We start from the raw sequence: 12,335 nt of genomic DNA, 5'->3' as shown, positions 1-12,335 counted from the left end.
GGATAAACACAAAAAAACCTTTTAGCCGTTGCTAAAAAGGTCCCCAAACTGAAAAGGAAACGTTTGCTTGTCGTGCTTCCTTCTGTCTCGGTCCCTACGGCTCAGAGCAGAGTGTGCATTCCCAACCATTTGCATTTTTTGAATTCATCATCAGTGCAGCTCCCTTAGAATACCGCCTGATAACATCAGTTTACCAAACTTTCTTCATTCCGTAAACGGCTTCTGCCTGACTAAAGCGGCTCGCCCATCTCTGCGGAGAAGACAGATTGAATCGACCCGTCAGCAAGCTGGATACGGATCGCACCACTTGCGTCAAGACCGATCGGAGTGCCTGCCATATCGCCTTGTGGCGTAACTAAACGTACCGGTTTACCTAAGGAAACGGATAAAGCCTCCCAAAGCGTTATAATGAGTCCAAAGCCTTGCTCCTGGTAAAGAAAATATAGCTGCTCCCATTCCTTTAAGAAATCTGCGATAACGGTTTCTCTCGTCCATTTCGTACCGCTGCTGATGCGAAGTGACGTTGCCTTCTCCAACAATTCCTCTGGGTAGTCCGATTCCTCAAGATTCACACTGATTCCGATTCCAGCGATGACATAGCGAAGTCGTTCGTCCTCAGCTGCGGATTCAAGCAGGATACCGCTAATTTTTTTACCGTCTATCAACAAATCATTCGGCCATTTGATGCCAATTGGCAGCGAGGTTACTCTCTTCAAGCTTCTGCATAATGCAACGGCAGTTAGAAGTGTAAGCTGCGGTGCGAAATGAATGGGCACTGAAGGTCGCAGCACCATGCTCATCCATACCCCTTTGCCTCGCGGCGACACCCAGCCTCTTCCCATGCGGCCGCGTCCATTCACCTGTTGCTCGGCAATATATAATGTCCCTTCAGGAGCGCCTTCTTCCGCAGCAGCGCGGGCTAAGTTTTGTGTGGACTCGACCGATTCAAACCAATGAACGGTCTTTCCGAATATATTCTCTTGAAGCATGCTGGACAACTCCTCCACTGCGAGCTTCTCGGGAATGCTTAACAAACGGTATCCCAATTTTCTAGACGCTTCGAATTGATAACCTGCGGCTTCCAGCTTGCGAATTTGTTTCCAGATCGCTGTTCTGCTTACGCCAAGCGCTTGGCTGATAACTTCTCCCGACACATATTCACCGGGCTTATCCGCAAACAATTGCAGCAAAGGCTCGTAATTCATTTGATTTAATCCTCCTTAAAGTTTTGCGAAGCAAAACTGACCTCGTAAGCATGTGCTTAGTTTTGCGAAGCAAAACTGACTTCGTAAGCACCTACTCCCACTCCGATGCTCGCTGCAAGAGAATGCTCTTCTCGTTCTTTAGCTCTCCGCTCGCTACGAGTAGAAGCAGCCTGTTTAAATAATGGCTGACCCAAGGTCCCGCTTCTCTGTCCAAGTCGTTGCAAAGCTCCTTGCCGCTAACGCTAAGCTGCTTCAGTTTATAAACAACCATTCGGTCCATCCAGCTCTTCAAGCGGCTTAAATGGTCATCTGGAAGTCTTAGCTTGTGTGTTGGCAGCAAACTTATCACAGCTAGCCAGTGGCTTGCAGTATCCGTCCCAAAACGAAGGACCAAATGGATCCAATACACCTGTTGTTCCTTGCTCGTTGCTGGATAATTACGGCTAAACATCATCGTGTGAAGAGTGGTGATATCCACGATCGTTTTGGTTCGCGCATTCGAGAATCGGAACACTTGCATAGCTTGCTGCACAGCTGGAACGGCAAGCTGTAACCCTATCGCAACGGCCGCAAAGCGCAGATCAAGCTCGTCCAGCTCATGTATGTGCAGAAACAGTTCCTTCATCTGCCCCATATTCAACTGAGCCTGCATAAGGGCTTCATTCGTTTCATCCCACAGTGGCTCCTTCAAATAACTCAGTAAACCGCTTGCAATGACAAAATGAAGTGCTCTTTGTGGTGATTTGCTCATGAGCATCTTGTCCAGCTCCGCCTGAACCCGTTCCATTGCAATGAAACGGAGCAATGGCCGGTGCTGCTTGAGCGCTCTCCAAGTTCCAAGAGTCGGTGTCAAATGATACACGCCGATGAATCGAACGGCTCTAATCATACGGAGAGCATCCTCTTGGAAGCGAGCATTCGAATCCCCAACCGATCGCAGCTTCTTGTCAGTCAAATCCTGAAGACCACCATAGGGGTCATGCAGCTCTCCATCCTCTGCAAGCGCCATTGCGTTCATCGTGAAGTCTCGCCTCAGCAAATCACCGTCAAGGTCAGTAATATACCTTACGCTTTCAGGTTTACGGTGATCCTCATAGGCAGATTCCTGCCTGAATGTCGTTACTTCATAGCCAATCCCATCATCCATGACGGTAATAGTTCCGTGCTGCAAGCCCGTTGGGATGCAGTGCTCAAATAGCTCAAGCACCTGCTCCGGACGTGCCGATGTTGCTATATCTATATCTTTGATCGGTAAACCGAGCACCGTATCTCGAACAGCGCCTCCAACGAAGAAGGCTTCGAAATGATGCTCTCGAAGCCTTCTCACAATAGGCACCGCGGATATAATAAGATTGGAAAATGCAAGCCGCATCCCCATCACCATCCTTGGCCACACATGCTTATGCGGTTAATCGCTGCATACGGCAATTGGCAAATCCGCCTCTATGCCAAGCACGCGGTAATAGATTTGTTCGTATTGTGTCGTTATAACGTCATTACAGAATTCGTTACGCGCTCGGAAAATGCAAGCTTGCTTGAATTGCTCATGAAGCTTTTCATCCAGCAATAATCTCTCTGCGTTTAAGGCCATATCCTCTACATCGCCGATTGGCGACAAGAACCCGGTCTCACCGTGCGTAACGAGCTCGGGAATACCGCCCGCATTTGAACCGACAGTAGGTACGCCGCAAGCCATAGCCTCAAGCGCTACGAGACCGAAGCTTTCTTTCTCCGAAGGAAGGAGCAGTACATCTGCCATTGAAATAACTTGTGCGACATCCTCTTGTTTGCCAAGAAAATGAACGCGTTCCTCAAGTCCAAGCTGCCTGATTCGGTACTGAATTTTGGATAGCTCCGGCCCCTCACCTACAAGCAACAGCTTGGAAGGCACCTTCTCGGAAACGCGCGCGAAAATTTCAACAACATCGCTCACACGTTTTACAGGACGAAAATTCGAGATATGCATTAAAATTTTCTCGTCCGGAGCAGCGTAATCCGCTCGCAATGACACGGCATCCCGCGGATAATACACTCGTTTATCAACAAAATTATAAGTTAAGTCAATAGGTGTCGTGATATCAAGCAGGTTCCTTGTTTCATTAATGAGATCATTCGACACTGCTGTTACCGCATCGCTTTGATGAATGGCAAGTCTGATCAAATCCTTAAGAGATTCATCCTGCGCGAGTACAGTTATGTCTGTACCATGAAGCGTTGTCACCGTTTTAAGACCATCACCGTTCATTTGCTTTGCAATATATGCACACACAGCATGAGGCACTGCATAATGAACATGAAGCAGATCAAGCTGCTGCATCTTCGCGACTTGTGCCATCTTGCTAGCTAATGCCAAATCATAAGGAGGATAGCGGAACACGTAATAATCATTCACCTCTACCTCATGAAAAAATATGTTTTTATTGAAATGACCCAAGCGAAACGGAATACTATGTGTTATAAAATGAATTTCATGGCCACGCTCCGCAAGCAGCTTACCCAGCTCTGTAGCAACAACGCCTGATCCGCCCAGGGTGGGGTAACAGGTTATGCCAATCTTTAATTTTCTCGCCACTGATGTCGCACCTCCTGTGTTCGTCACGTATAACCATTGTATTACACAAGAGCTGTACGATTTGTCAAAAATATTGAACGGCATGAGGGCGTTTTATCGCAAAGCCCTCCGCATAAGCCCAGCCTCTTGCTTGTCCAAGCAGCGAATCTCTTGCTTCTACCCGTTCTATGTAGCCATTCGTGAGCGGTGTCAACACGCGGTCTTCACCTATCGTGATGGACTGGAATTGTGAACGATACGCAAGCATCGCATTACGTTTCGTTTCGTAATAATCGCTGACATCAACGACTAACGATTCATGCTCAGAATCATTAATGTAATAATATACGAGCTGCGTGACTTGTACAGCAGGCAGCTCAGGCATGTACCGGCGAAGCTTAGCATTGAATACTGCTTCCTCAATTAATCGGCTGCATGCCACATGATCAGGATGACGGTCAACCCAATAAGGGGCGAACACAACACGCGGCTTGAAGGTTCTGATCTCTGCAACGATCCGCTCTATTTGTTCACGTGATGCCACTAGTCCACGGTCTGGAAAACCGAGATTGGTTCGTGCGCTTAGTCCGAGCACTTCTGAGGCAGCGGCAGCTTCCTGCTTCCGCAGCTCAACCGTACCATTCGTAGACATCTCCGCATACGTCAAATCACATACACCGACACGATGCCCGGCTTGTACATGCTTAGCAATCGTACCGCCCATGCCGATCTCAGCATCATCCGCGTGTGCCCCGAATACAAGAATATCAAGTTCTGTCGTCATTCGACGATACCCGGCTTGTATTTATGAACAAGCTCGCGCCATGCGAAATCTCCGCGTTCCAGCGCTTTCACGAGCAGCTCTGCAGATGCTACGTTTGTCGCCACAGGAATGCCTTGTACATCGCAAAGACGAAGCAGCGCGATAATATCCGGCTCATGCGGCTGTGCCATCAAAGGATCACGCAAAAATATAATTAAATCCATTTCGTTCTGAGCAACAAGTGCTCCGATTTGCTGGTCCCCGCCAAGCGGCCCTGACATAAAGCGATGTATGGACAAGTTTGTTTGCTCCATAATACGTGTTCCTGTCGTGCCCGTTGAAAACAAGTTATGAGGAACAAAAACTTTCTCATAAGCGATAACAAAATTAACGATTTCCTCTTTCTTCCGATCATGTGCGATAAATGCGATATTTAACATGTGGTTCCCCTCTCCTGCTGCCGAATCGAGTTAATCCATAATATGTTCAAAACCGTAAATCATCCCGCTGTAATTCATTACCTTCTTAATCGCTACGTTCACACCTGGCATATAGCCTGCACGGTCATAAGAATCATGTCGAATTTTGAGTGTTTGGCCATGTCCGCCAAATACAACCTCCTGTTGAGCGAATACACCTGGAAGTCTGACGCTATGTATACGGAATCCGTTATAATATCCACCACGTGCGCCTTCAATCGTTTCTTCTTCGTTCGGATTACCTTGGCGAAGCTCCTTGCGTACTTGTGAGATCAGCTCAGCCGTTTTGATCGATGTCCCTGAGGGAGCATCCAGCTTCTGATCGCCATGGTACTCAATAATCTCAACATGAGGCAAATATTTGGAAGCTTCCGCTGCAAATTTCATCATGAGAATAGCACCAATGGAAAAGTTCGGAGCAATTAAGCCGCCGATTCCTTTTTCCAAGCACAGCTCGTCCAGCTCTTCGATTTGTTCCGGCGTAAACCCTGTTGTCCCCATAATCGGACGAACTCCGTAAGCTACTGCAGTTTTGGTATGGCCGTAAGCCATCTGCGGAATTGTGAAGTCTACAAGTACGTCCGCTTGCGCTGTACGGAGCGCTTCATCCAATGAAGCGGCTGCAATGACACCTGTATCTGGTTTGCCAGCAAACGTGCCTGCATCGACTGGTCCTGCTGAAGGAGCGACGGCCGCTACCAATTGAAGCGACTCGTCCTCCAGCACCATCTTAACGACCTCACGGCCCATTCTACCGTTTGCCCCCGCTACTGCTACTCGTATTTTTTGCGTCGTCATCGTGATCACCTGTTCCTTTTTCTTTTTGTTGCATGTATTCGAATGCGCAGCATGCGCCTTTTACGGTTCACATCAGCAAACAACCTCTTTGCAGCTGAATGGCCAGGGTCAAGCCGCACCGCTTCCCTTGCGTTAAACGCAGCTTTCTCATAAAGCTGCTGGGATGCATAAAGAACACCTAGCGTATAAAAGGCTTCAAAACTAAGCGGATCAAGCTGGACCGCTTGTTCTAACAGCACAGCTGCCTCAGCAAGCTTAGGCGGCACCTTAGCGAGCAGGAAATCTGCATCCGAAAGCAGCAGCTTCGCCTCAATCAGCTGGAGATGATACTTATATTCCGGATTAGCTTCGTCCAGTGCAAGCGCAGTCTCAGCATACCGCTTTGCTTTGGGCCATTTGCCGCTGCGCGCACACGAAACTGCGCATGTATGATAATAGAATGCATTGTCCGGTTCAGCCTCAATGGCCTGCTCGAACCAGTATATCGCTTGCTCGAAATCGCTGTTAAAGATGAATTCATAAGCTTTTTTGATGCAGCTCTCTCCATCCATCTGCCCATCCTCCTTGTACACAGGTTGATGGTACAGCATATGTAGGGAGCTTGCTTACAGTTCGGTTATTTTCTTTGTCCAACGATCCGCATCGCGAGTCGCGAACTTATGCATCACCTTGTTATGTGCTTCTGTCAAATCGATTTGAAGCGAATTCGCAAAGCACGAAAGGATAAATAAAATATCGCCTAACTCCATCTCAACGGAATTTTCCGCTTCGTCTTGTTTTTTCGGTTTTTCACCATAGAAGTGGTTTACTTCGCGAGCAAGCTCGCCGACCTCCTCCGACATTCTAGCCATCAGGGCAAGCGGGCTGAAATAGCCTTCTTTGAACTGCGAAATGTAGTCGTCTACTTCTCGCTGAATATCTGATAATGTTTTTTCCGACATCTGCGCATTTCCTTTCTGTCGCTAGCTATACTTCCCTATGTTAACGTAAAGACCTATTTAAAATCAATGTTTTTCGAATAGCGAAATTAAGCCATACTACAGGGTATCAGTTGTATTCGAACGCAGGAGGCCTCCGTAAGTTCGTAGATCTATTTCATAACCAATGATAAGGAAGTGACCTAAGATGAATAAACTCATCACGCAGCTACGAATCATCATTCCTATTCTTGTCGGAACGGCCATCTACGCATTTGGCTTGCATTATTTCGTGATTCCCAATCAACTGATGGAAGGCGGAGCAACAGGGGTTGCTGTTCTTCTTAATTATGCGGTCGGTTTCCCTTTATCCATCACTACACTCGTTCTCAATATCCCTTTGTTCTGGCTTGGCTGGAAAACACTCGGACGCGGACAAATGATGTATACCATTGTAGGAATCATTGCGCTATCAAGTTTTCTTGCATTAATGGAGCTGCTGATCGAGCGCAAGTGGATCGTTCCATTTCAAGGCTCGCATGACTATATGCTTGTTGCCCTTTACGCAGGAGTAACACTCGGAACAGGCCTAGGTATCGTATTCCGCTTTGGAGGAACGACAGGTGGTGTCGATATTGTTGCAAGAATTATGACAAGATCAAAGGGAATGAGCATGGGACAAATGATTCTGACTTTTGACGCCCTCATTATCGGCTTATCTCTACTATACATTCCAATCGAAAAATTTCTATATACGCTCGTAACCGTGTTTATCGCATCGAAGTTAATTGATTTCATACAGGATGGCGCCTACGCAGCCAAAGCCTTCTCCATTATTACCGAATACGGTGAAACGATAGCCAAACAGGTAACCCTTGAACTTGATCGCGGTGTCACCTTAATTCCAGCTAAGGGCGCCTTCTCCGGACAGCAAAAAGAGGTCGTCTACTGCGTCGTCCAGCGGCAAGAAATTCGCCGACTCAAAACGATTATTCGCAATATTGACCCCCGTGCGTTTATCGTCATTAATGAAGTGCATGATGTGCTGGGTGAAGGCTTCAAAGAAGAATAGCTTGCTAAGGAAGTGGCTTAACGCCAAATGGATCGGACTTATATTTTCTCCAGCCTGTCCAGGTAAGGACAGCCGATATGATAGCTCCTAGAAATAAAGTCCAGCTTAACGGATTCGAAATCGGTACCGTTGCAATTACTGGTACGACCTCCTCCGATGTATTCTGCTCGAATAGCCGCAGCATAGCGTCCTTCAAGGCTACCAGCGACCGATCAATCATCGCTTCATTCGTTTTGTTCGCTATGCTTGCTTCCAAGAGCCGATTGGTATACCGGATTCGCTCATGGAGCTCGGATTCGCGCATGCTGCCGAACTGAATGCTCATAGCACTCGAAACCCGCGTCGCGTGGTTCTCTAGGCTTATCATGGACGCACGAGCCGCTATTGCGCCATCATCTGTCTGACGCTTCCATGCCTTGTCTACGCGAATCCAGTCATCAAGCATGACCTTCTCATATTGCAGCCATAACGCACCTTGCGAATGAACGAGCGCATCTGCCGCTAATCTTATCCGCGCTGCTTCCATTAACCAATCAGCACCATTACCGCCACCTGTGAGCTTATGTAGCACAAGCTCAGTATCATCCTGAATAGCCGACCACCCTTCCCTGTTTCCAACAACATGCTTAAGGTCTCCTGTCAGAATAACTTGCAGCTGCTGGATATGTTGAAAGCCTGCTTGTCGATTATTCATATAAGCGGCTTCATATAATGAAGTTGCAATTCCATCAAATCGCTGAAGCTGCTTATCTGTACCCTGCATGGGCTGATCAGAATAGGCATACAGCGATGATTTCCCAAACCAGATCGAATTTGCACAGCCAGCCGCCATTAGAATACATATGACGAGCGGCACAATGAAACGTATGCTCATGGACATCCCCCCATAGATCACTCTATGAGGGGATGTCCCATCTTATGCCTTCTTCCTGAAACGCCACGCAACCAAAGCAGCAGCAAAGCTGAATACCGATAAAGCGTATGTGAAAGCACGTACAGCAGACAAGTCATCATCCAGTTCGTCCGCCAGATAAGGAAAAACACCAAACGTATAATCAATTGTATCATTAAGCAGAAGCCAGCCTGTCGCCAGCGCCAATGAGAATAAACCTGTCTTCATAAATCGAAAATACAACAGCACCTCGAACGCCATTCCGAGGTGAGAGGCCATTAGCATATAATGCTGCCAATTCAGCTCGGCACCCTGCCAAGCGCCGGCAACGATCATAGACACTGCCCAGATTCCATATTTGACTGAACATACCACAGCCAAAGCTTCAATCAGATAACGGCCAACCTTAGCAATCCCATATTCTCTTTTTGGAGGAAACAGCAGGTACAGGAGAGCTAACGTGAAGAAGAGACTTGCAGTTGGCGAGTCGGGTACAAATACGATTTGCCAGAGTGGATGATTATTTAAAGTTTCGACCAATTGACTTTCGTACCATATGTATCCATAAATGGTCCCGAGCAGGTTGACCAAAAACAGTGGCCATAAAAAAGAGCGGCTAAGCAAAAATTCTCGGCTCCAGAAAAAAGAAAGCATGCACTACCACTTCTCCTTCAGTCAATAATGAAGTGAAAATTCGAAGAAAAACCTGACCGTATGAAACGATCAGGTTTTCTGCTAACGCATTATTCGGTTGCCGCTTTTTGTTTCGATAACCAAGTGGTTAGCTGATCAATCTCTTCAGCTGACAATGTATCAGCAAATGCTGGCATTCCATTGCGGCCGTTAGTAACAACTTCTACAAGCTGCTCTTTCGATAATACGTCTCCAATACCAACCAGGCTAGGCACAGAACCTTGGCCTTTCAGATCGGCTGCGTGACAGCTTACGCATTGCGCTTGCTTTGCAATGTCCATTGCTGGGTCGTTTGCATCAACAAGTGCTGCTTCAACTGTAGGTTTTGTGTAGTTTGGACGCTCCTGGCCCGCTTCCGCGGCTTCACGAGCTTTCTCTTCACGTTCAATATGCTCTGGTACCTGACCGTTGATTTCCAACTGGTGCTGGTAGTGATCCCAAGAAACGACTGTCAAGTAAACGCAAGCAATGAGTGTCAGACCCATCAACGATGAAGCAATCGGTCGACGGTAGAAGCGGCGTTCTTTTCCTGTGTCTAGGAACGGCGCGAGCAGCAATGCTCCGAACATAATGCCTGGAATGCCCACTGTACCTAACAGGATGTAATCCTGAGATACGTATGGATATTTCAGAAATTGATACAAGAACAAGAAATACCAGTCCGGCATCGGAATGAATGCCGCATTATTTGGATCTGCTGGATAGCCGAGCGGAGCTGGCTCAGCAATGACCCAAACTAGAAAACCGACCAACACAACGCAGCCAACCATCCATTCCTTTAATAGAAAGTTCGGAATAAATGCTTCCGATTTCCCTGGGAAAGATGTGTAGTCTGGTGGAATGTTCGGGTGGTTGCTTTTCTTTACACGCGAGTCGCCTACAAAGACAACCTTCTCGTTCGAATTATGACCATGCGCCATAAGTAAGCCTCCCTTCGCTTAAAGTGGTCCCGAAATACCTTGTTTCCGAATCATAATAAAGTGCGCTGCTAACATAGCTATCAATGCGCCAGGCAAGAAGAATACATGGATAGCAAAGAAACGAGTTAGCGTTTGCGCGCCTACGATATCGCCTCCATATAGGAACGAAGCGAGATATGGTCCGATTACCGGAACGGATTCAGCAATTTGGACACCAACTTTTGTTGCGTAGTAAGCTTTGTTATCCCAAGGAAGCAGGTAACCTGTGAATCCTAGGCCTAACATGATAAAGAAGATCAGCATTCCGACAACCCAGTTCATTTCGCGCGGTGCCTTGTAAGAACCGGTAAAAAATACACGTAGGGTATGTAAGAACATCATTACAATTACTAAGCTTGCCCCAAAATGGTGCATGCCCCGTACAATCTGACCGAATGCTACCTTATGCTGCAAATAGTCAACGCTTGCATAAGCGTTAATGATATCTGGAACATAGTACATGGTAAGGAACATACCGGATAAGATTTGAATTACCGTGATAAAAAACGTCAAACCGCCGAAACAGTAAACGAATGCGGAAAAATGGTGTGCAGGGTTGACGTGCTCAGGCACCTCATGGTCTGCTACATCTCTCCACAGCGGCGTAATGTCAAGACGTTCGTCAATCCAGTTGTATACACTTTTAAACATCTGCAGTACGCCCTCCTTAACTCGTTCTTGTGTTCGGCATTACCGGACCTAAATAAACAAATCCGTCTTCAAGCTTTACTTCGTACTCATCCAATGGATTCGGCGCTACCGTAATGTTTTTCCCATCTTTCGTATAGCGCGCATCATGACAAGGACAATCGTACTCGTTTTGACCTTTTGTGTTCCAGCCGATCGTACAACCTAAGTGCTTACATACTGGAGAAAGTGCGAATATTTTGCCTTCCGCATCCTTCGAGATCCATGCTGCAAGATCAGGATCGCTTACGTACCAACCGTCGATCTGATGAATTTTAAATTTAAATTCTTGCGGTTCGTTCGTAATTTTGCTCTCTTCCACAACTTTTACGTAAGTGCCCTCACCCTTTTTAACCAAGAGCGGGTCCACTGCGAAACGAACCATTGGCAATACCGCGCCGCCCATCATAAATGCTGTCGTACCGCCGAGCGTATATGACAAAAATTGACGCCGGGACATTTCTTTGCGCTGAACCGGTCGATGCGCGGTCTCGTGTTGTTCATGGTTACTCATCTTTTGTTCTAACCCCCTTTGCCAACCATATCTCGCGTCTTGCCGCAGGGCAAAAACACATGACGAACTAGGACATAACTTATAATAGCCTAGGTGCTTAGGAGCGTCAAGAATATGGCTTCATATTTGCAAGCATATCAAAATCCCGTTCAATAATTTGTTATCAATTTGTCACATTTGACCTTGTCTGCCATTTGTTTTCCCCATATTTTGATGTTATTATACGACAAATTCAAGAAATCGTTGCAGTTTGTCCACTCCAAAGCGCACGAATTGCATCCGAAACATCATTTTTAGATGGAATATCACCTGCTTGCGTTGGTTTAAAGCACAAATCAACTGCTGAGCATTCAATATTCAGTTCTTTGTCTGCAGTTGCAATAACCACGTAACGGAACCCCATGCTTCTCGCCGAGGAGCACCATTTGTACAAATCTGCTTCAAGCTGGGCAATATCAGAATAATAATGCCAAGCAGGGTAAGTAACCACTCTACCTTTAAACGGTATTTCAATTAAATCCATGACATCTCTTAGTCGCTCCAGCCACTCTGTCGCTTCATATGGCTTAACAGCCGACGTCATTCCCGTGATTGGCAGCAAGCACGTATCCAAGTATGGACTAAGCTCTTCCCACTGAGCTTCCTCAATCTCACTAAACTTCATCTGTCTCGGTTCACTCCTAACCCATTTGACAATCCATGAAACCTCTCTTCCTATGTTAAACCCAATCTTCCTGCTTGCCAATTAAAAAATACCAATCAAAAACACCTTCGGCTTCCTTTAAGTCGCTGAAGAAGCTTTGAA

Annotated in this window: 15 protein-coding genes; 1 reads left to right on the top strand and 14 read right to left on the bottom strand. The window is 46.8% G+C overall.

What is annotated here, in order from left to right; translation table 11 throughout:
- Positions 1–230 precede the first annotated feature (230 nt).
- From FGT79_RS01300 to FGT79_RS01265, 8 genes are all read right to left on the bottom strand, one after another.
- A complete protein-coding gene (locus FGT79_RS01300; protein ID WP_138750983.1) occupies positions 231–1,205 on the bottom strand; it encodes a biotin--[acetyl-CoA-carboxylase] ligase in 975 nt (324 codons plus the stop codon).
- A gap of 91 nt (positions 1,206–1,296) precedes the next feature.
- Positions 1,297–2,577 (bottom strand): CCA tRNA nucleotidyltransferase, encoded by a 1,281-nt coding sequence (locus tag FGT79_RS01295; RefSeq protein ID WP_171056037.1) that lies wholly within the window; start codon positions 2,575–2,577, stop codon positions 1,297–1,299.
- 36 nt (positions 2,578–2,613) lie between these two features.
- Complete coding sequence (gene bshA / locus FGT79_RS01290; protein WP_138750981.1) at positions 2,614–3,777, bottom strand: N-acetyl-alpha-D-glucosaminyl L-malate synthase BshA; 1,164 nt, start codon at positions 3,775–3,777, stop codon at positions 2,614–2,616.
- Between the two features lie 64 nt (positions 3,778–3,841).
- Positions 3,842–4,540 (bottom strand): bacillithiol biosynthesis deacetylase BshB1, encoded by a 699-nt coding sequence (gene bshB1 / locus FGT79_RS01285; protein WP_138750980.1) that lies wholly within the window; start codon positions 4,538–4,540, stop codon positions 3,842–3,844.
- Positions 4,537–4,959, bottom strand: coding sequence for a methylglyoxal synthase (locus tag FGT79_RS01280; RefSeq protein WP_138750979.1), 423 nt, complete (start codon positions 4,957–4,959; stop codon positions 4,537–4,539). Before FGT79_RS01280 ends, bshB1 begins: the two co-directional genes overlap by 4 nt.
- Before the next feature lie 30 nt (positions 4,960–4,989).
- The gene (dapB, locus tag FGT79_RS01275; RefSeq protein ID WP_138750978.1) at positions 4,990–5,796 is read right to left on the bottom strand and encodes a 4-hydroxy-tetrahydrodipicolinate reductase; all 807 of its coding nucleotides are present in this window, start codon (positions 5,794–5,796) and stop codon (positions 4,990–4,992) included.
- Between the two features lie 5 nt (positions 5,797–5,801).
- The gene (locus tag FGT79_RS01270; RefSeq protein ID WP_171056036.1) at positions 5,802–6,347 is read right to left on the bottom strand and encodes a tetratricopeptide repeat protein; all 546 of its coding nucleotides are present in this window, start codon (positions 6,345–6,347) and stop codon (positions 5,802–5,804) included.
- A gap of 54 nt (positions 6,348–6,401) precedes the next feature.
- Complete coding sequence (locus FGT79_RS01265) at positions 6,402–6,737, bottom strand: nucleotide pyrophosphohydrolase (protein ID WP_138750976.1); 336 nt, start codon at positions 6,735–6,737, stop codon at positions 6,402–6,404.
- A gap of 184 nt (positions 6,738–6,921) precedes the next feature.
- Between FGT79_RS01265 and FGT79_RS01260 the strand changes: the two genes are divergently transcribed.
- On the top strand, positions 6,922–7,785 hold the full coding sequence (locus FGT79_RS01260; protein WP_138750975.1) for a YitT family protein: 864 nt from the start codon (positions 6,922–6,924) through the stop codon (positions 7,783–7,785).
- A 4-nt stretch (positions 7,786–7,789) separates the two neighbouring features.
- On the opposite strand, the gene FGT79_RS01255 is transcribed toward FGT79_RS01260, so the two are convergent.
- From FGT79_RS01255 to FGT79_RS01230, 6 genes are all read right to left on the bottom strand, one after another.
- Positions 7,790–8,659 carry a sporulation protein YpjB gene (locus tag FGT79_RS01255; protein WP_171056035.1) on the bottom strand — a complete coding sequence of 290 codons (870 nt, stop codon included), beginning with the start codon at positions 8,657–8,659 and terminating at the stop codon, positions 7,790–7,792.
- Between the two features lie 42 nt (positions 8,660–8,701).
- A complete protein-coding gene (locus FGT79_RS01250; RefSeq protein ID WP_138750973.1) occupies positions 8,702–9,331 on the bottom strand; it encodes a DUF1405 domain-containing protein in 630 nt (209 codons plus the stop codon).
- An 89-nt stretch (positions 9,332–9,420) separates the two neighbouring features.
- Positions 9,421–10,290 carry a menaquinol-cytochrome c reductase cytochrome b/c subunit gene (locus FGT79_RS01245; protein WP_138750972.1) on the bottom strand — a complete coding sequence of 290 codons (870 nt, stop codon included), beginning with the start codon at positions 10,288–10,290 and terminating at the stop codon, positions 9,421–9,423.
- 18 nt (positions 10,291–10,308) lie between these two features.
- Positions 10,309–10,980, bottom strand: coding sequence for a menaquinol-cytochrome c reductase cytochrome b subunit (qcrB, locus tag FGT79_RS01240; RefSeq protein WP_053376377.1), 672 nt, complete (start codon positions 10,978–10,980; stop codon positions 10,309–10,311).
- A 16-nt stretch (positions 10,981–10,996) separates the two neighbouring features.
- On the bottom strand, positions 10,997–11,530 hold the full coding sequence (locus FGT79_RS01235) for a Rieske (2Fe-2S) protein (protein WP_138750971.1): 534 nt from the start codon (positions 11,528–11,530) through the stop codon (positions 10,997–10,999).
- Positions 11,531–11,762: 232 nt separating this feature from the next.
- Positions 11,763–12,194, bottom strand: a complete 432-nt coding sequence (locus FGT79_RS01230) for a DUF2487 family protein (protein ID WP_138750970.1) — start codon at positions 12,192–12,194, stop codon at positions 11,763–11,765.
- Between the last annotated feature and the right edge of the window lie 141 nt (positions 12,195–12,335).

It is taken from the genome of Paenibacillus sinopodophylli, from assembly GCF_005930355.1.
Taxonomy (GTDB): domain Bacteria; phylum Bacillota; class Bacilli; order Paenibacillales; family Paenibacillaceae; genus Pristimantibacillus; species Pristimantibacillus sinopodophylli.
The sequence above is the reverse complement of the archived record's forward strand: the minus strand, read 5'-3'. Positions and strand labels throughout refer to the sequence as shown.

What these genes read in the sequence shown, in the direction of transcription:
- FGT79_RS01255 (WP_171056035.1), bottom strand. Translation starts at nt 8,659, where the DNA reads ATGAGCATACGTTTCATTGTGCCGCTCGTCATATGTATTCTAATGGCG.
- FGT79_RS01235 (WP_138750971.1), bottom strand. Translation starts at nt 11,530, where the DNA reads ATGAGTAACCATGAACAACACGAGACCGCGCATCGACCGGTTCAGCGC.
- qcrB (WP_053376377.1), bottom strand. Translation starts at nt 10,980, where the DNA reads ATGTTTAAAAGTGTATACAACTGGATTGACGAACGTCTTGACATTACG.
- FGT79_RS01250 (WP_138750973.1), bottom strand. Translation starts at nt 9,331, where the DNA reads ATGCTTTCTTTTTTCTGGAGCCGAGAATTTTTGCTTAGCCGCTCTTTT.
- FGT79_RS01270 (WP_171056036.1), bottom strand. Translation starts at nt 6,347, where the DNA reads ATGGATGGAGAGAGCTGCATCAAAAAAGCTTATGAATTCATCTTTAAC.
- FGT79_RS01230 (WP_138750970.1), bottom strand. Translation starts at nt 12,194, where the DNA reads ATGAAGTTTAGTGAGATTGAGGAAGCTCAGTGGGAAGAGCTTAGTCCA.
- FGT79_RS01300 (WP_138750983.1), bottom strand. Translation starts at nt 1,205, where the DNA reads ATGAATTACGAGCCTTTGCTGCAATTGTTTGCGGATAAGCCCGGTGAA.
- FGT79_RS01295 (WP_171056037.1), bottom strand. Translation starts at nt 2,577, where the DNA reads ATGCGGCTTGCATTTTCCAATCTTATTATATCCGCGGTGCCTATTGTG.
- FGT79_RS01280 (WP_138750979.1), bottom strand. Translation starts at nt 4,959, where the DNA reads ATGTTAAATATCGCATTTATCGCACATGATCGGAAGAAAGAGGAAATC.
- FGT79_RS01245 (WP_138750972.1), bottom strand. Translation starts at nt 10,290, where the DNA reads ATGGCGCATGGTCATAATTCGAACGAGAAGGTTGTCTTTGTAGGCGAC.
- bshB1 (WP_138750980.1), bottom strand. Translation starts at nt 4,540, where the DNA reads ATGACGACAGAACTTGATATTCTTGTATTCGGGGCACACGCGGATGAT.
- FGT79_RS01260 (WP_138750975.1), top strand. Translation starts at nt 6,922, where the DNA reads ATGAATAAACTCATCACGCAGCTACGAATCATCATTCCTATTCTTGTC.
- FGT79_RS01265 (WP_138750976.1), bottom strand. Translation starts at nt 6,737, where the DNA reads ATGTCGGAAAAAACATTATCAGATATTCAGCGAGAAGTAGACGACTAC.
- dapB (WP_138750978.1), bottom strand. Translation starts at nt 5,796, where the DNA reads ATGACGACGCAAAAAATACGAGTAGCAGTAGCGGGGGCAAACGGTAGA.